General features: G+C 35.4%; 18 protein-coding genes. 16 read left to right on the top strand and 2 right to left on the bottom strand.

The window, feature by feature from the left end:
• The first annotated feature begins 21 nt into the window (after window positions 1-21).
• The 6 genes from ACLKMH_RS17520 (at window position 22) to brxL (ending at window position 8131) form a co-directional block, all read left to right on the top strand.
• Window positions 22-1158, top strand: coding sequence for a DNA methyltransferase (locus tag ACLKMH_RS17520; protein WP_413699280.1), 1137 nt, complete (start codon window positions 22-24; stop codon window positions 1156-1158).
• Complete coding sequence (locus tag ACLKMH_RS17515) at window positions 1152-2603, top strand: Eco57I restriction-modification methylase domain-containing protein (RefSeq protein WP_413699279.1); 1452 nt, start codon at window positions 1152-1154, stop codon at window positions 2601-2603. The genes ACLKMH_RS17520 and ACLKMH_RS17515 overlap by 7 nt, the downstream gene beginning before the upstream one ends.
• A 53-nt stretch (window positions 2604-2656) precedes the next feature.
• Window positions 2657-3343, top strand: coding sequence for a hypothetical protein (locus tag ACLKMH_RS17510; protein ID WP_413699278.1), 687 nt, complete (start codon window positions 2657-2659; stop codon window positions 3341-3343).
• Window positions 3344-3407: 64 nt separating this feature from the next.
• Complete coding sequence (locus ACLKMH_RS17505; protein ID WP_413699277.1) at window positions 3408-4127, top strand: hypothetical protein; 720 nt, start codon at window positions 3408-3410, stop codon at window positions 4125-4127.
• 36 nt (window positions 4128-4163) lie between these two features.
• On the top strand, window positions 4164-5993 hold the full coding sequence (gene pglZ / locus ACLKMH_RS17500) for a BREX-1 system phosphatase PglZ type A (protein ID WP_413699276.1): 1830 nt from the start codon (window positions 4164-4166) through the stop codon (window positions 5991-5993).
• A 77-nt stretch (window positions 5994-6070) separates the two neighbouring features.
• Window positions 6071-8131, top strand: a complete 2061-nt coding sequence (gene brxL / locus ACLKMH_RS17495; RefSeq protein ID WP_413699275.1) for a BREX system Lon protease-like protein BrxL — start codon at window positions 6071-6073, stop codon at window positions 8129-8131.
• A 119-nt stretch (window positions 8132-8250) separates the two neighbouring features.
• Here the strand turns inward: brxL and ACLKMH_RS17490 are convergent, their stop codons facing one another.
• The gene (locus ACLKMH_RS17490; protein WP_413699274.1) at window positions 8251-8952 is read right to left on the bottom strand and encodes a hypothetical protein; all 702 of its coding nucleotides are present in this window, start codon (window positions 8950-8952) and stop codon (window positions 8251-8253) included.
• 83 nt (window positions 8953-9035) lie between these two features.
• Window positions 9036-9275: a hypothetical protein gene (locus ACLKMH_RS17485; protein ID WP_413699273.1), complete on the bottom strand. Its 240-nt coding sequence runs from the start codon at window positions 9273-9275 to the stop codon at window positions 9036-9038.
• 122 nt (window positions 9276-9397) lie between these two features.
• Here ACLKMH_RS17485 and ACLKMH_RS17480 point away from each other — a divergent pair, with 122 nt between their 5' ends.
• The 10 genes from ACLKMH_RS17480 (at window position 9398) to ACLKMH_RS17435 (ending at window position 17922) form a co-directional block, all read left to right on the top strand.
• Window positions 9398-9952 (top strand): hypothetical protein, encoded by a 555-nt coding sequence (locus tag ACLKMH_RS17480; protein ID WP_413699272.1) that lies wholly within the window; start codon window positions 9398-9400, stop codon window positions 9950-9952.
• A gap of 429 nt (window positions 9953-10381) precedes the next feature.
• On the top strand, window positions 10382-11338 hold the full coding sequence (locus tag ACLKMH_RS17475; protein WP_413699271.1) for a hypothetical protein: 957 nt from the start codon (window positions 10382-10384) through the stop codon (window positions 11336-11338).
• 278 nt (window positions 11339-11616) lie between these two features.
• Window positions 11617-11901: a hypothetical protein gene (locus ACLKMH_RS17470; protein WP_413699270.1), complete on the top strand. Its 285-nt coding sequence runs from the start codon at window positions 11617-11619 to the stop codon at window positions 11899-11901.
• A 301-nt stretch (window positions 11902-12202) separates the two neighbouring features.
• Entirely contained in the window at window positions 12203-13051 is an 849-nt protein-coding gene (locus ACLKMH_RS17465; protein WP_413699269.1) for a hypothetical protein, read from the top strand.
• A gap of 177 nt (window positions 13052-13228) precedes the next feature.
• Window positions 13229-13354, top strand: coding sequence for a hypothetical protein (locus ACLKMH_RS17460; RefSeq protein ID WP_413699268.1), 126 nt, complete (start codon window positions 13229-13231; stop codon window positions 13352-13354).
• A gap of 199 nt (window positions 13355-13553) precedes the next feature.
• A complete protein-coding gene (locus tag ACLKMH_RS17455; RefSeq protein ID WP_413699267.1) occupies window positions 13554-14114 on the top strand; it encodes a recombinase family protein in 561 nt (186 codons plus the stop codon).
• A 117-nt stretch (window positions 14115-14231) separates the two neighbouring features.
• Window positions 14232-14573, top strand: a complete 342-nt coding sequence (locus ACLKMH_RS17450; protein ID WP_413699266.1) for a helix-turn-helix domain-containing protein — start codon at window positions 14232-14234, stop codon at window positions 14571-14573.
• Window positions 14574-15258: 685 nt separating this feature from the next.
• The gene (locus ACLKMH_RS17445; protein ID WP_413699265.1) at window positions 15259-16071 is read left to right on the top strand and encodes a hypothetical protein; all 813 of its coding nucleotides are present in this window, start codon (window positions 15259-15261) and stop codon (window positions 16069-16071) included.
• Window positions 16044-16937 carry an NAD-dependent epimerase/dehydratase family protein gene (locus ACLKMH_RS17440; RefSeq protein WP_413699264.1) on the top strand — a complete coding sequence of 298 codons (894 nt, stop codon included), beginning with the start codon at window positions 16044-16046 and terminating at the stop codon, window positions 16935-16937. Before ACLKMH_RS17445 ends, ACLKMH_RS17440 begins: the two co-directional genes overlap by 28 nt.
• Window positions 16938-16941: 4 nt before the next feature.
• Entirely contained in the window at window positions 16942-17922 is a 981-nt protein-coding gene (locus tag ACLKMH_RS17435; RefSeq protein ID WP_413699263.1) for a hypothetical protein, read from the top strand.
• The last annotated feature ends 31 nt before the right edge of the window (window positions 17923-17953 follow it).

The following is a 17953-nucleotide window of genomic DNA, read 5'->3' as shown; positions in this document are numbered from 1 at the left end:
CGCTTTTGTGCGCTTAGATTTATGGATGTAAATCAATATAACCGTATCATGGTGTTATCACCTATCTCTGGGCAGTTTCAGCCAGAGATATTAGCAGAAGCAAAAGCGGGTTATTTGGACGATAGTGTTTTTAACGATAAAGCGCGTGAAAAAATACAAGGGCTGTTAAGTGGTTCTACTCCAAGCCGAGATGGACAATCTGAAGCCTATCGAGTAATGATTGTTGCGGTATGCAATGATTATCATCGTCTAATGCCATTTTTGTTTCAGCGAATTGAAGATTATACCGAGCTATTAATGCCAGATGATTTGCTTTCAGGTAATTCAATATTGGCCTACACCCGTGAAGCAATGACACCAGAAAATTGTCAATCAGTTGAGTCGATAGGTTGGTTATATCAGTTTTATATTTCTGAGAAAAAAGATCAGGTTTTTGAAGGTTTAAAGAAAAATAAAAAGATCACCCCTGAAAATATTCCTGCGGCTACTCAACTGTTTACCCCTCACTGGATTGTTAAATATTTAGTTGAAAACTCATTAGGCCGTTTATGGATGCTTAATAACCCGAATTCAAAGGTTAATGAGCAAATGGAATATTACATAAAACCAGTCGAAGAAGAGAATGATTTTCTTAAGATTAATAGTCCTGAAGAGTTAAAAGTTTGTGATCCCGCCTGTGGGTCGGGACACATGCTAACCTATGCTTATGATTTGCTTTATGCCATTTACCTAGATGCTAACTATGATCCTATTGACATTCCTGAACTGATCCTAACGAAAAATCTATATGGGATTGAGATTGATGAGCGAGCAGCAGAGCTTGCGGCTTTTGCATTAAGCATGAAAGCAATTAAAGGCAATCCAACAGATGATAGCAATAATAGAAGGCGCTTTTTCCGTAAACCCATTAAACCAAATATATGTCGATTAGAAAAAGTCAGTATTGCTGAAGAAGCATTACAAGAATATATAGAATTCGCTGGACATGATTTATTCACGCCGGATGTAATAAAGACATTATCTGAATTTGAAGAAGCAGATAACTTTGGCTCATTAATTCAACCAACACTAAAAAATCCTGAAAAGCTACTAGCAATATTAGAAGCTAAGGTTGCTCAAGTGGATCTTTTCTTAAAGATACGCATGAATCTATGCTGAAGATCTTAAAACAAGCAAAATTTTTATCTCCTATGTATCATGTGGTTACAGCTAACCCTCCTTATATGAGTGGTAATGGAATGAATAAATCTTTAAAGAAATTTGCTGATAATAGATACCCTAATTCTAAAGCAGATCTATATGCGATGTTTATTGAAAGAATATTTCAGATGTCTATGGATAAAAGCATTGTTGCTATGATAACTATGCACAGTTGGATGTTTCTAACCCAGTCATATGAAAAATTAAGGCGCAACCTCCTTAGAGAAAAAACGTTCGAAACAATGTTGCATCTAGGTGGACGTGCATTTTCTTCTATTTCGGGTGAAGTTGTTCAAGTAGTTGCTTTTACAGTACAAAACAAAATTAATGTTAATGCTGTTCCAGTTTGTTTTAGGTTAATAAACGGTACTTCTGAAGAAAAGGAAGCTTCATTTCTTAACAGGCACTCTAGATTTTCAAACATTGATCAAAGACATTACCTAAAGCTACCTGGCTCGCCTATTGCTTATTGGATGTCACCTTCATTCCAAAAGTGTTTTGAAAACCTACCTCTTCTGGAGGAAATAGCCACGCCTAGAATAGGTTTGCAGACGGGAGATAATGAAAAGTTCATTAGATTTTGGTTTGAAGTCTCTAATGATCAAATGTGTAAACCTAATGAACTTACTACTAAGAAAGAATTATCCAAATGGTTTCCTCACAACAAAGGAGGAGAGAACAGACGGTGGTATGGAAACTGTGATTATGTAGTTGATTGGAAAAATAATGGTGAGCATATATTCAAAGATAAACAGGAAAAGCTAGATAATGGCTTAATTGAAAAGAAAAATAGCGAATGCTGGAATACTGAGTACTATTTCAGAGAGTCTGCCACTTGGACTAGAATGGCAAGTGGCAATTTAGCTGTTAGATATCAACCTAAGGGCTTTATTTTTGATACGGCATCACCATCTATTTTTTCTGAAGATAATACATATTTTCATTTAATTGGATTGCTCAACTCTAAAATTAGTAAAGTTTTTGCTAGTTTTCTAAACCCAACTTTATCTTTTCAAAGTGGAGATTTGAAAAGAATACCCACGGCTTTGATCGGTGATACGAGTATAAAACCCAATAATATTAAAAAAGCTATAGAAATTGCAAAAACAGACTGGGATCAATTTGAAATTTCTTGGGATTTTGAAAATTCACCTTTAATAAACGATAAATTGTCTTTTTCGAAGATCCAAGATTCTTATAATGGTTTGTTAAATTATCATACTAATTTATTTGAACAGATGAAAAATGTAGAAGAGGATATAAATTTAACTCTGATAAACTTATATGAATTAGGTAGCGAGCTAGATGAAGTAGTAACACCTGAAGAAATTACTATTAATTCAAATTTACAATATAGGTTTAAAGACAGTTCGAAAAAAGATACTCAAGTAGCGAAAGAATAAGTTTACATAGAGAAATTACTATTGAAGAGTTCATTTCTTACTCTGTAGGTTGCATGTTTGGTCGTTACTCATTAGATAAAAAGGGCATTGTTTTAGCTAACCAAGACGACAGTTTAAAGTATTTCCTTTCACAAGTATCCTCACCTTCATTTATGCCTGACGATGACAATATCATTCCAATTATGGATTTCGATGGCGATTGGTTTGAAGATGATATTACAGAGCGTTTTAAAATCTTCTTAAAAGTTACCTTTGGTGAAGAGCACTTTGCTGAAAACTTAGCATTTATCGAAGAAGCCATAGGTAAAAATATTAAGAAATATTTCGTTAAAGACTTTTATGTTGATCATGTTAAACGCTACAAAAAACGTCCAATTTACTGGATGTTTTCTAGCCCTAAAGGCTCATTTAACGCCTTAATATATATGCATCGGTATCAGCCTGATACCGCGAGTATTGTGCTTAATGATTATTTGCGCGAATTCAGAACCAAGTTAGAATCACGTAAAGAAAGTTACGAGCAAGTTGAAATTAGTGTTTCTGCAAGTCAAAAAGATATAACCCAAGCAATTAAAGCCATTGCGAAAATTAATAAAGTACTTGAAGAGGTAAATGACTACGAACATGACGTACTTTACCCGCTTGCGGGTAAAAATATTGAAATTGATTTAGATGATGGTGTTAAACATAACTACCCATTATTTGGCAAAGCACTGAAAAAAGTAACTGGCTTATCTTAGTTTTAACGTGAATATAGTTACCTTGATAAATGAATAATCACGTTAAAACGGTTTAGGAAATTTGATGGCAGAAAATAGAATAGAAAAAGCATTAAGCAGGTTATTTGATACGCACCGTATTGTTTTTTGGTATGACGAAAAGCAAGAGCTTCGAGATGCTTTTGAATCGCTGTCTTTAGATAATATCGAAAAGATAGAAATTGCTAATAATGAGTTTTCAATTAAGCACAAGCTGTTGCGTGAGTCACCAAAAGCACGATTTTTATTATACAAAGAAGATAAGCAACCAGACCCTGTAAAAAATTGGCTATTAGACGTAGAACTTGCTCATACAATTTTTAGAACAGATCAAGTTGCCATTTGGTTAAGCGAGCTAGCGCTACCCAGTGAGTTTACAGAAGTAGTAGAGTCACATTCTGCATTCTTTGATACCATTGGAAACGCTAAAACTGCCAAAACTGAGGCAGAAAAACGTAAGAAAGTACTCAAAAGTTTGCTAGCCCCTGATGATACATTGAGCCAAATACGATTAAAAATGTTGGCTGTAACCGCTGGAGCAACACAAAAAGGGGATGCTCGTTTAGATGTGATTCTTGAGTTGTTGATGGCTGATATGGAAAACAACAACGCATATCCGTTAATTGAGCAGTGTAAATTAGATAGCTTTTTATGGCTTCAGGTTACTAATCATTATGGTTACCAAAGCGACAACCCTACGGTTAAAGATTATGTTTTTGAGTTATTCAAATTTTGTTATTTAGCTGAATTACCAACAGGGCTATAAGGAACGACAGTAGATTCTGACTCAGCAAAACAAAATATGAGTAATGCGACGTTAGTCTTCTTTAAACGTTGGAAAGACAGCCGTAAACATCAAAAGACTTTTGAATGTTTGTCTGCACAATGCTCAAAGATAATGAATATAGAAAATGACTTACAACACCGCAGTTTAAAAGATGTGCTTGAACTGGATTATTTTAGAGTTATCGATCAAAAAGTTATCCATGAACTGGTAAGTGGCGTTGCAAATCGAACTGTCTCACAAGGCGAAGTGGCAATTTGGTGCCGTCAACGAAGACAAGGCCATTGGTACAACGATTTTGCTCTCTTATATGATGCAGTGGATGTAGCTAGTCAGTTTTTTGCATTATTAGACACAGCTCAGTTTGATATGTCGAGTGCATCTGAAGGTGTTCAACGTTACACGAGATATTGGTATAAGCTTGATCAATTATACCGTCAATATGTGCATGCACTTAAAGTATCCTCGCAACATACATTGTTAAGTTCCTTAACAGAGCAAATAGAGAACTTGTACACTAATAATTATGTTCAACCATTAACTAATGCATGGCAACAACATGTTGATTCAATGACTGCATGGAATGTAGTCGATGTAGAGCCACAAAGTAATTTCTATAACCGCTGGGTTAAAGGAAGCTATTTAAATAAGAATAAGAAAGTTTGTGTGATTATTTCTGATGCCTTTCGTTATGAAGTCGCTGATGAAATGGTAAGTCGCATTAGGCAAGAAGACCGTTTTGAGGCTGAACTTGAACATGCATTATCGGCTATGCCAAGCTATACCCAGTTGGGCATGGCATCGTTATTACCTCAATCTAAAGAATACCCATTACAGTTAGCCGATAATACATCTGGAACCGCTTTAATGGGGGTATTAAAGACTTCTAAAACTATAGAAAGAGATAAAGTATTAAAGACACTTCATGGTGATAGAGCAAGTGCTGTGCAGTCCAGATCGCTAATTGAAATGACACAGGCTGATAGCCGCGAATTACTGAAAGCTAACGATGTGCTTTATATTTATCATAACCGAATTGATCACGCTGGCGATAAAATGCAATCAGAAGGTGAAGCCTTCGAAGCAACAGAAAAAACGTTTGATGATTTGTTAAAGCTTATTAAGAAGTTAACGAATGCCAATGCAAACAACTTGTTGATCACCGCAGATCATGGCTTTATTTATCAAAATAGTAAGTTGGAAGAGAGTGATTATTTAGCAAAAGATGTTGATGGTGAGATTCTCTATAACGATAGGCGTTTTGTGCTTGGCAAAGATTTAACAAGTGGTCGGTCTTTAAAAACGTTTAGTGCGGATGAGCTTGGCTTAAAAGGTGATGTTCATGCGGTTATTCCTAAAGGCGTTCAAAGGTTACGGTTAAGCGACTCAGGCAGTCGCTTTGTTCATGGTGGAGCATCACTTCAAGAGGTTATAGTTCCAGTTATTAAAATTAATAAAAAGCGTTCAAGCGACACTAGAATGGTTGATGTTGATATATTACGCGGTGGCTCAAGTGTGATCACTTCAGGACAATTATCAGTAACATTATACCAAGCAGAAGCAGTAACCGATAAAGCACAACCTAGAGCATTACGTCTAGGTATTTATACCGAATCAGGCAAGTTGATTTCAGATAGTCATACTGTGGTATTGGATTTAACGTCTGAAAATGTTCGTGAACGTGAGATGAAACTTCGCTTCTTGCTCAATCAAGAAGCTGACTCTGTTAATAATCAAGAAGTCATATTAAAGCTTGAAGAGCCAGTTAGTGGGTCTAATCAATATGAACCCTATAAGCAATTGCGATATACCATTCGTCGATCATTTACCTCTGATTTCGATTTTTAGTCGTAGTTTTAAATTGATAGAAATAATTACGGAAGTTTAAAAAAGAGCTTTTGGAAACATAATTTTAAGGCATAAAAATGAGTGATCTTAACCATAAAATATGTGATGTGTTTGCTGGTCTTGTTGTTAGAAAAGATTTAGTAAAAACAGTGAAGGGGAACGCCATTGTTCCTTCATATGTACTTGAGTACCTACTGGGTCAATACTGTGCCACAAATGACGAAGCTAGCATTGAATCAGGCATTCAAACGGTTAAGGAAATATTAGCGAAGCATTATGTTCATCGTAATGAAGCAGGATTAATTCGTTCTACTATTCGAGAGAAAGGTCGCCATAAAGTTATTGATAAAGTCAGTGTTTCTTTAAACGATAAGAAAGATGTTTATGAAACTGAGTTTTCAAACTTAGGTATTAAAAAGGTTCTGATAGATTCTGGCACTGTTAAAAAACACCCTAAGCTATTAGTCGGTGGTGTTTGGGTGATTGCTGATGTTGAATATGATCATACCGAAGACAAAGATGCTAGCCCTTGGATTTTAAGTACCATTAAACCCATCCAGATGTCTCACTTTGACTATGATGGCTATATTGATGCTCGTAGTAAGTTTAATTTAGACGAATGGATTGATGTTCTAGTACAAAGCATAGGTTTTAACCCTGAATTCTTTGGTCGACGAAGTAAGTTAATGCGACTAGTGCGGTTAATTCCTTTTTGTGAACGCAACTTTAACTTAATTGAATTAGGACCAAAAGGTACGGGTAAATCTCATATTTATTCTGAATTTTCACCTCATGGTATTTTAATCTCTGGAGGTGAAGTTACTGTACCTAAGCTTTTTGTAAACAACTCTTCAGGTAAATTGGGTTTAGTGGGATATTGGGATACGGTTGCGTTTGATGAGTTTGCAGGTAAGCAAAAGAAAGTGGATAAAGCCCTTGTAGATATTATGAAAAACTACATGGCGAATAAGTCTTTCTCTCGTGGTGTTGAAATGTTAGGTGCAGATGCATCAATGGCATTTATTGGTAATACTGAACATAGTGTACCTTACATGTTAAAGCATTCTGATTTATTTGATGCGTTACCTGAGAAGTTTTATGACTCTGCCTTTTTAGATCGCTTACACTTTTATATCCCTGGTTGGGAAGTCGATATCATTCGTGGTGAGATGTTCTCGAGCGGTTATGGTTTTGTTGTTGATTATTTAGCTGAAGTACTACGTCATTTAAGAAATCAAGATTACTCAGACCATTATAGCGAATATTTTACAATATCATCGCAGATATCAACGCGTGATAGAGATGCTATTCATAAGACCTTTTCAGGTTTGATGAAAATACTATTCCCGCAAGGTGGTGCTACAGAAGCTGAAATTGAAGAGATTTTAAAATTTTCAATGGAAGGTAGAAAACGAGTTAAAGATCAGCTATTCAGAATTGATAGTACTTATGCCGAGGTTAACTTTTCTTACAGCAATAAAGTTGGAAAAGAGGCGACTGTTTGTACTTTAGAAGAGTTGGAATACCCTAACTACTTTAATAAAACAGTTGCTGATGTTGGTATGCCAGAAGCAGAGGTTGAGCCTGCTACAGTTGTTCCGCAGGAGCCATTAGCTTCTGCAGTTCCGAAACTAGAGCCTGTTGAAGAAGAGCTAAAAGAATGCCACTTAACTTTTGCAGAAAACCAACGTGGTGTAAGTTATGACAGCCTTTTAGGGGCGTACTTAAAAGGCGCTAAACACATAACGATAACTGACCCTTATATAAGACTGTTTTATCAAGCTAAAAATTTGATGGAGCTGTTAGAAACAATCATCAAGCATAAAGCTGAAGAAAATGAAGTGATTGTGAGCTTAATAACAGTTGAAGATCAATTTAAGGGAGAGCATCAACGTGAATACTTCGAAAAAATTCAAAGATCAATGTTTACAGTCGGTATTAAATTCGCTTACTCGTTTGATACTAAAGGAAGTCAGCATGCTAGACATATCGTAACCGATACTGGTTGGAAAGTTTCACTGGATCGTGGCTTAGATATATTTCAGCAATATGACATAAATGATGCCTTTAGTTTATCAACTCGCCTACAACAGTATCGCGTTTGCAAAGGGTTTGAGGTTACATTTATTAAGTTATAATCTACTTGTCTACCTAGACGGTAGTGCAGAGTTTATATGATCTTTCTTCTTTGATTACCATGAAAGTAAATAAAAGACCATCAATGTAAAGTAAATATACTCTACATTGATGGATGACTTTATACCGAGAATATTTCAGTTACAATCATTCTATTCTGGCTACCTGAAACTCTATCTACTTCATATCGTACATGAGCCTTTAGCGGAAAAGTCATTTTAGCCAGAGCAGGAATCACAGTTTCACTTACTTTAGTTTCTTTAACTTCAAAGCCGCCACTATTAGTAATGCTAAAGTTTCTTGTGCTATGGCTCTGCGTTGGGACAGCATAGAGCAGAGTATTGACATTGAAATTAGAGTTGTATTTTGATGAGTATCCATTACCAAATTTGTAACCAAGTATTATCATGGCCTTTGAATCGTCATTATTAAATGGGTTTACTTTTGGAGGTGTAATGAGGTCATTTACGTACTTTATAGTTGAAGTGAGATCTGATTCTGCTTTGAACTTGAGTTCATCTTTTTTAAATGAATATATATAGTGGCGAGGGGCGTAATACAGAACAGCCTCAGTAACTTCTTCTCTTGATGCTGTTCTCGATAACTTAGATAAATCTATTTCTAACATTTCTCGTTGGCGCTCTGCTTGGGCCACTGATTTATCAAAACCCACTTTATGAGTAACTTTAATTTCAATATCTAACCATTCCTCATTTTCCTGTTGTGCAGTTAGATCTGGCTTGTAACCAATCATTTTTGTTTCGACTTGAACATCACTAAGTTGAATTAATTTACTTGGAACAAACTCACTTGAAGAATGCATGTGTTGATTAACGTCCTTTGATATTTCATGATGATATATTGCTGGAAGCTGGATGATTTTTCTTAGTGCAATGATCTCTTTAGCTAATAAGTGAATCGCGGTTTCTGCGCCATGCTCGCAATCAAAGGTTTCATAGTGAGCAAAATGATGTGTTCTAATATCCCCTTTTTAGCTATTAATTGACTACTACAATGAGGGCAATAGCAGTTACAACCTAATCCACTTTCTACCTCGCTTATATGTTTAAGTTGCTTATTAACTAAACCATAATGCAATTCAAATGTTTTGTTTTCCACTGTCGTTTGATTCATCACCATATTCATAATATTTCCTTTTAAATAATTAAGTTAACTGTTTTAGAGCGATGCTATTGCATTCACAGCAATGATTAATTAATTCAGGATATAATTCGTGATATTCCAGAATTACTAGAAAAAGGAAAGAAATGGAAGATAAAAAAAGTCCGACAGAGGCATTCTTATCAGAGTGTCTAGAGTATTTAGAGGGGGATATTAATGACGATGATAAAATGGATTTTTACTCGGCTTGTATCTCGTATATGACTGAGAATAATGAATTACTTAGTTCTAATCTTCAGGATTGCTATTCCGGTTTCAAAGATAAAGGTGATCGGACTTTAATAAATTGGATAAATAAACTTGTCGAATTGCTTGAATCTGAAAAATACAATTTGTGGCAAAACAGAAAAGATTCTTCGTTAACAAAATTCCCAATGATTAAAAAGAATCTACGGCAAAGTGGTGGGGCTGGAAATAAAACAAATTATTCAATTGTCCCAATTGATCTTAACAACGAACTAGTTGCAGGAGAGCCAACTGCTATTGTCAGAGAAGCAAATTCAGATGTTCAACCAAATAGTTTGGCTGTGAAATATTACTCAAGAAAACTGGAAAAGACCCTCGGTATATTAAATTTTGTTCTCGATATTTATCCACAAATAGAAACCGAAAGGTATTCTTTATGTTTGTTTTGTTTGTAGGGATTTTGAGTTGTATTGCATTGTTCACAGCATCTATTGGTTTAATTCCTTTATATCCAGCATTAGCAATTACAGTTTTTTGTCTCTTTATGTTCAATCCGATTCGGTATTTGATCAATATAGCACTTAATAAAGCTTGTTTATTATCACACCTTAACACTCCTATAAGTACGGTTTGTATATCTGAGATTATCCCTGTGAGTTCTGTTACCAAGAGTGAAGATTTAAGTAGGAGGTTAATAACGAGAATTGTTGAAGGTGACTGTCCAATTTGCCTGGCTAAACATAAATTGGAGAAGTCGGTTTTATTAGATAATCCGGGCTTATTTTCGAAACGAATAATTGGTGTTTGTATTAATAACCCCCAAGAACATAGGTTTAGCTTTGATAAGGACCTCATGGTTGGAATTAAGATAGATAAGGATTGAAATGAAAATTGAAATAGCTGAATCATTAACACGTTCATGGTTACGGCATGTTGAGAAATGTGAGTTTGCAGAACTTAACTGGAAGCCTTCACCGACTTGGAAAATTAAACAGAGGCCTATCATTGAGTCATATTTTAATAAAGCTAAAGCATTTTGGCCTGAAGCATTTGGTAAAAACTCGCTAGATCAGTTATTGAAGCAATCAGAAGTAGATGTTGCTGGCTTCTCATTCAATAATGAAATGCCAGTTACCCATTTTGTTGATGTTGCCTTCCATGCTGGTGGTCTTAATTATGGAGGATCACAAGAAACTGCAAAACGTGTATTTAAAAAATTAATAAGATCAGGCTTATTAGCTTTGGCATATTTTCCTAACTCGAAAGCTAAATTATATTTTGTGTCTCCTTTTACTTCAAATACCACATCTAAGGCTGTCGAAAGTGCATTGTTAAACGTTAACGATGTATTTTCTGATCTCGAGTTGGTATCTGCTGAATGTATATTGAATGAGCAGTTTAAGCTGAACATATTAAATGAAGTTATGATGCTAACTGGTAATGTTGCAGATACATCAGAATTATTCTTACGTTCATGGCAGTTAATAGAACCCTTTACTGAATGCCATATTCAATCTGCTGATACAACCCTATATCAAAGTGAAGAGCTTGTTGTAGCTAATGATATTGATAGAGAAAAAATGTTAGCTACAGCATTATATCTAGCGCGTTTTGAACATCATTTTTTAAATATTGGTAATCAAACTGAGACTTTCAGGCATTTTGCGAGTCAACTAAGAATACCGTATGGTACGTTACGTAATTATCGCGATAGATTTGACCGTTATGTTGATAATCATAGGCAAGGGTGGAACGCTCCTTTAACAAACGAGCTACAAAGTATTATAGATCGTTACGGTGACAACGATGAAGTAAGTTTAAGGGAATATATAAAAACCTAAGCAATTTCCTCTTTTGTAGCTTTGGCAAGTTGCATGATATTTGATATGTATTCGGTGAAGTTTATGTTTGTTTAGCGTTATATTCGAAAGCTTAGTTACTCAATAAAATTTTATTCTATCAAAATGAAATTTGAAAAAATATAGTAATTTATGAAATTTTGGGAGAGAAATATGAGTGGTAATGATCAGGCGTTATCTGAGGAAAAATACGATAAAGTAATTGAAAATGGCTTTAAATGGGTTCCTCTTGATAAAAGAAAAAGCAAGTTTGGGGGCCAATGACTCCCAGAGAAGCAGAACTTAGAAACCCTCTATTATGGCTGGTTCGTAAAGGAAAAGAGCTTTACTTGATTAATTCATCAGGAGAAACGCTTGATTTAGTTATCGCTGAAACTGGAGGATGCCAAACAGTCGATGATGATTGTTCAACTGTAACGACTAGCAATAAATTTGAATACAGCAATATAAAACCTAATGATGCAGTTAAGGTTGAAGAATTTGATGGTTTTTATGATCTGGATTACCTTCTACAAGTATCAATGAGAATTCAATCAAAAAACTAGGTGGGATTGAAATTTTAACATCTCCCGAAAAAGGTGGAATTGGTGAAACGGTTCTTCTTTGGGATTCCATGGAAAATGGCAAAAATGTATCAATAAAAAAGTATGAATGATTTATTAACTACTCAGTATGTGTGAAATATGTAGCAACATACCATTTTTAATTCTGGTTTTGATGCTTGCGACTATCGAAGAATGAAAGGTGAAAAAAGTGACAAATGAAAAAGAGATAAGCTTACTGGCATATCAAGGTAAGTGGGAAATGTTGATTCGTATGTTGAGGGAACATCCAAGGTATGTAAATGTGCAGAGTCAATCGAACGGATATACAGCTTTACATCAAGCCGCATGGCATGGAGCAACACTAGAGGTTATTGGTTTGTTGTTAAGTTTAGGAGCTGATTGTCGAATTAAGACGACGGATAAAGGGCTAACAGCATCTAATATCGCGACTATAAACCATCCTGAACGTGCGGATCTAGTTTACGCACTTACTGAGAGACGACTTACGATTGCTCAATTAATTAGAAAGGTTATTGCTTCTAAACCAGATCTATTTGACGCATACGACGGTAACCAAGTGTTAGCTGATCGTTTTATCGGATCTTTTGGCACGGATCCTTGTCCTGAAAAAGCAGATAAATTGATTAAAAAAATTGAAGCTTCATTTAGATCATTAACAGGAACGTACATAACATCATCTAAGAAAGTTGTATTTAGCCCAGCTAAAGGTTACGAACTTCAGGTAGATACAAAATTTTGGAAGTCACAATTTTTTCCCATACTCAGTGAATTTTCTGCTCAGTCAGCTTTAACGCCTATTGAAAAAGAGTGGGCAGTTGTTTCAGATTTATTTGATCCTGCACCAGAACAGTTCGGACTTCGTGGTGATCTGTTTCTTTGGATGGAAATGCGGCAAGCATTATGCTATGTACCAGTTCCAGAAAATCCTTCAGATTTAGCCGGTATAATAAAATCAGCATTTCATGCTTTAACAGGAGAATCACTAGAAAAGAGAGAAGATTTCTGTATAAGTCGCTTTGCTAGAGGAGGGATGAGTAGTGGAGGAATAGATTGTTCATTTTGGATAGAGAAGTTTATTCCAATGATTGAACAGCGATTAAATTGGTTACAAAGTATGTGGGGGCACTAATGAATCCCACACGATTAGATAAGAAAATCGACAGCGGCTGTATCACTTACTAAAGGCTCGAAAGTTTAAAGAGTGTTCTTGGGATGTCTTTGAATTCTTACGGTGGCTAACATGCTGTAGAGCGACATCCACGAGCTTACCCTTAGCAATTGTTAGCACAAGCTTGGGGTAAATGGCATGATTGGTATGTTTGCGGCTGTATTATATGGCGTGCAAAGTAATGTATCTGGCTTAGCCAAAGTCTATCGAGAGTTCCATATTGCACTCAGATATGTTAATTGCCAGCTAGGGCATTTAAGTTAACGGTCAAAAATTTTCATTTTTTTACCGTCACGTTGTGACGAAGATAGCCAGACCACATACAAGTACGCTCAATATATTGTCTTTTTTAACTACCCCCTAATGAATCAATCAATAAATGTTCCTTATAGAAAGTTGGCAATTTAAAAGAAACAAACTATCTTATAAGTCTATAAGAGACAAATGTATGGGAAGGGCGCTAATGAGCAAATATATCTATGCGAGAACGAGTACTACAGATCAAAATGTAACGCAACAGATCGACTCACTATTACAAAAACATGTAGTGGATGATGTTTTTTCCGACAAACAGTCGGGTAAAGACCTAGATCGACCTGAGTTTATTTCCATGAAAAAAACGGTAAAAGGTGGGGATTCAATAATTGTTCAAGATCTATCTCGTATTGGTCGAAATACCATGGAAGTTATCAATTTTGTGGAAGAGATGGCTGAACGCCGTGTAGGTATAATAATTGATGATCTAGGCTCGATTGATGTTACTTCATCAACAGGAAAAATGGTTTTAACAGTGTTGGCGTCAGTTGCAACGATGCGCCGTGAGCAAATGCTAGAAAAGCAATTGATCGGTATTGCACGTGCACAGCAGGAGGGACTGTATAAAGGTAAGCAGGCAAGTCCTCAAACGTTACTCAAGTGCCAGAGGGTTGATGAGTTTATATCTAGTAAAGCGCTTACCATAGCTCAAGCATGTAAGTTGTCTAATGTGAGTAGGGCAACTTATTACCGATACAAGAAGAGTTAATTATCATTAAAAATTGTGGTCATATCGCTATTGGTGCACATTACAAGATAGAACAAATTGAACATTACCTAATGCTTGGTTTGTATGCTATATAGATTAAAAACTACGAGGCTTCTAATGACTAAATCTAAACTTACATTACAAAACTTGCTTAATAAATGCGATAAAAATATTCCAATGAATGATGAGGCTCAAGAATGGGATAAAATGCGACCAGTTGGAAAAGAATTTGGAAGTGAGGAAAGTCGAGGTACAAAATCAATCAAAACAGTTGAGGAGAATGAACAAGCTTTAGCTCGTGTTGAAGAACTTTGGGGAGCTCTACCAAACTCACCAGAGGCTGACGAGTTAGATACTTTAGTAACATTGATTCATACGTTTGAAGAAGAAAATTATCCTATTGCTACTCCTGATCCAATTGAAGCAATTAGATTTCGCATGGAGCAACAAAAAAAGTGATTTAAGTAAGATTGTCACTCATTTGTATGCTTCTGGTTCGGAAAGGATACAAAGATCCTTAGAGTTTATTTGTACTTTTGAAGTCTGTAACGTCAACTATTCCGCGACTCAACTGCCGTATAAATGGATAGATTATTAACAATGCTGTTCAAAATTTATCGCGAGTATAAAAATGATGAGAATAAGATGCTTATTCTAATCAAAAACGCGCTACATTTGATTAGAATGGTTGGTTAGAGTAAATACTTCACCTCGATAGTAGATAGTATTATCCAAAATAAAAGTGTCCAGTTCAATTAGGCCAGAATATTTAGCACCAGTTAAATTGAGGGGGAAATTTAAATCGTGAAGAAGTACGCCTTCGTTTTCTTAAGAGAATTGTCATTTATAAATACTTAGCTTTGTGTGGGATACGAATTGATATTTTCATTATATTCCTAAATCATTTTTAAAAATCAGTGTGTTTAAACATCTTATCTAGCGGGAAGTATTCGTTTATCTACTCGAATCTTTTGTTACTTAGCTTTAGCCTTGAATGTAAACAGAGTGCAAAGTGTAAGTGATTTTTATTATGTGTTTTTAGTGGAGTAAATAAATTTTTAAATGTAAAAGCAAAATAATTTGTTACTTATTAATATTTAAGGGAAAATAAGATAATATTTTTGTAGATTTTATTGAGTGTGGTTTGTTTTTTGATACTAGATTAGAACAAGATAGTTGTTGGTGGCTTGACGAAGTACCGTGTTTACATCGTTTACATGAAGCTATTCCAATTGAAGGTGCTCATAAAATTCAATATGAGATTGGAATGAGTCTCTCTATACAAAAAATGGAAGAAAAGCTTTCCGTTTTGTCGGTTCGAGTGCACAAATCAAATGCGGACTTCAATTTACAACAAAAAGCATTACTCACATTTGATGATGGGCATAAAGATGTATTGCTAGCAGTCCCAATATTAAAAAACTTCCCCGACATCCAGCCGGTTCTATTTCTAACCAGAAACCAATTGAATAATGATGTTAGACCTCTACCATTAACTTCTCTGTACACTTGGTGTTCAAAATACAATTTAAATCCAAATGAACTAGAAAGTAAATATGGCTTTAATAGAACTTCATTGAAGTTGCTACCTGAAAATGCACAACGAGAAATTTTGGTAAAGGCGGGGATTGATATCAATCCTGCATGTGAAGAAATGCTAAATGCTAGCGAGATACGCCATTTAGTCTTAAATGGCTGGCTTATTGGGTACCATGGTTCTTCACATTGCGATCTACGTATTTTTTCAAGTAAAAGCCTTGAGCCTAAATTTGCTGAAGACTTAGCTTTATTGAGGAGAATGAATTACGTCCCTTGGATTGCATGGCCGGAAGGGCGTTGGAATAACTCAATATCTACGATGGCCTGTGAACAGGGATTTTATTTTCAATTTGGTTTAGAAAAGGAAACAGGAGTAGGAAGTAAATCATATTGTATAAACAGGAAGATTTGGAAATGATAAAAACCATACTTGTGACTGGAAGTTTCGGTTTCCTAGGTGAATATGTTTGTGAAGAGGTTATTAATTCAGGCTATAAATTAAAAAAGTTTGATATATCTTCTGGGCAAGACATTCTTAATTTACAGCAACTTGAAGCGGAGTTATTTGATTGTGATGTATGTATTCATTTAGTCGCTGTTGCTGATCTATATGAAGCAGATTCTAACCCTGAACACTGTAAGCGAGTAAATATAGAAGGGACTAGAAACGTTGCCGAAGCATGTAAAAAGTTTGGCATCAGATTACTATATGCTTCAACATGTTGTGCTTATGGAAATAATGGAATTGCAGTTTCAGATGAAAATAGCCCATGTATGCCCACTGAATTATATGCAGAAACAAAATTACAGGGTGAAAAATTGATAGAAAATACCGGTGGTCAATATACTTTTCTCCGGCTTGCTACTTTCTATGGACCAAATATGCGAAGTACATTAGCTACCAGTATCTTTTTAAATAAAAATCTAAGTGGTGAAACAATATATATTCATGGAAATGGTAACCAAACTAGGTGTTATACACATGTTAGTGATATAGCTAAGGGGATCATGACCGTTTTAAATACTAAAAATAGCCCCAAAATAGTTAATATTTCAGATGATAGAGGCTATTCAGTAAATGAGTTAATCGACATCATAAATAGAGTAACAGGTAAACAATCAGACACTGTTAACGTTGATGATAGAAATGGGCAAATAACATCAAGCATAATAAACTCAGATCTTCTTCAAAGCTTTGGTTGGAAGCCTAAGTGGGATATTTACACTGGTTTATTAAATTGCATCGATGAAGTAAAAGCTCAATTAGAAGTTGTAAATTGCTAATATTATGTATAAACAAACTTTTTTGATAACAGGTGGTTTTTTTGATGGTAGCTCAGAAGGCTACATTGGAAAGATAACACTAGAACAGACTAGTAATCGTGTTTTGTTGAGCTTTACCCCATTATTGATTACAGAGCCTCCAGCGGTTGAGTTGAGAGTAAAGAATAAAGGTTTTGCAGGGGGAAGCATCAACGGTAATTTACTTTGGATATGCAGTTCAAATCAGGTTTTAGCATACTCTTTAGAAAATTTTGAACTGATACAAACTATTGACGACCCTTTATTTAACGACCTCCATCATGTTCTTGCAGAGGAAAATGGGTTATATGTTGTTAACACGGGGTTAGAGTCGCTCGATTACTTTAATTATGATGGAGTATTAAAGGAACGAAAGTTTCTTACTAGTGAAGAGAGGAATATCTTCAGAATAAATTCTACAGCGGAATTTAGAACGTTTGATTCCAAGCCACACTTTATGCATGCAAATCACTGCTCTCGTTCACCAGAGGGAAATATGCTACTTACCTTTGTAAGACAGCGAAGGATTGTTAATTTATCTGATTGGAGTTGGGCTTCCCCTGAGTACTCTGCCCCCCCTCATGAGGGGTTTATCGATCATTATGCCCCCAAAAAAATGAATTGCATTTGGGTGAGTACTGTCCCTGGTGAGGTTCTGGCCTGTGACCCCATATCGCATGAAGTAATTAAAAAATGGAACCTGCGTGAGAAGGGAGTTCCCCCTGGTTGGACGAGAGGACTTTGTATTCTCAAACATGGCTTTTTAGTTGGAACGACAAAAATTAGACAGACTAATGCTGATTATTATGCTCGATGGAATTCAGAAGAGACGAATAAAAGTGAAACAACAGTTTCTTATATTTCTTTTGATGAAAAGCAAGAAGCTATTAGCGTAGATGTATTAGGCGCAAGAAATGCAAAAATATTTTCAATTTTACCATTTGAAAAAGCACATTTACCTTCTTAGTTTGGGATATTGCAGTTACAAATGGTTGTAA

This window comes from Psychromonas sp. KJ10-10 (assembly GCF_047323245.1).
Classification (GTDB): domain Bacteria; phylum Pseudomonadota; class Gammaproteobacteria; order Enterobacterales; family Psychromonadaceae; genus Psychromonas.
Note: the sequence above shows the minus strand (reverse complement) of the source record. Positions and strands in the feature narration are given on the sequence as shown.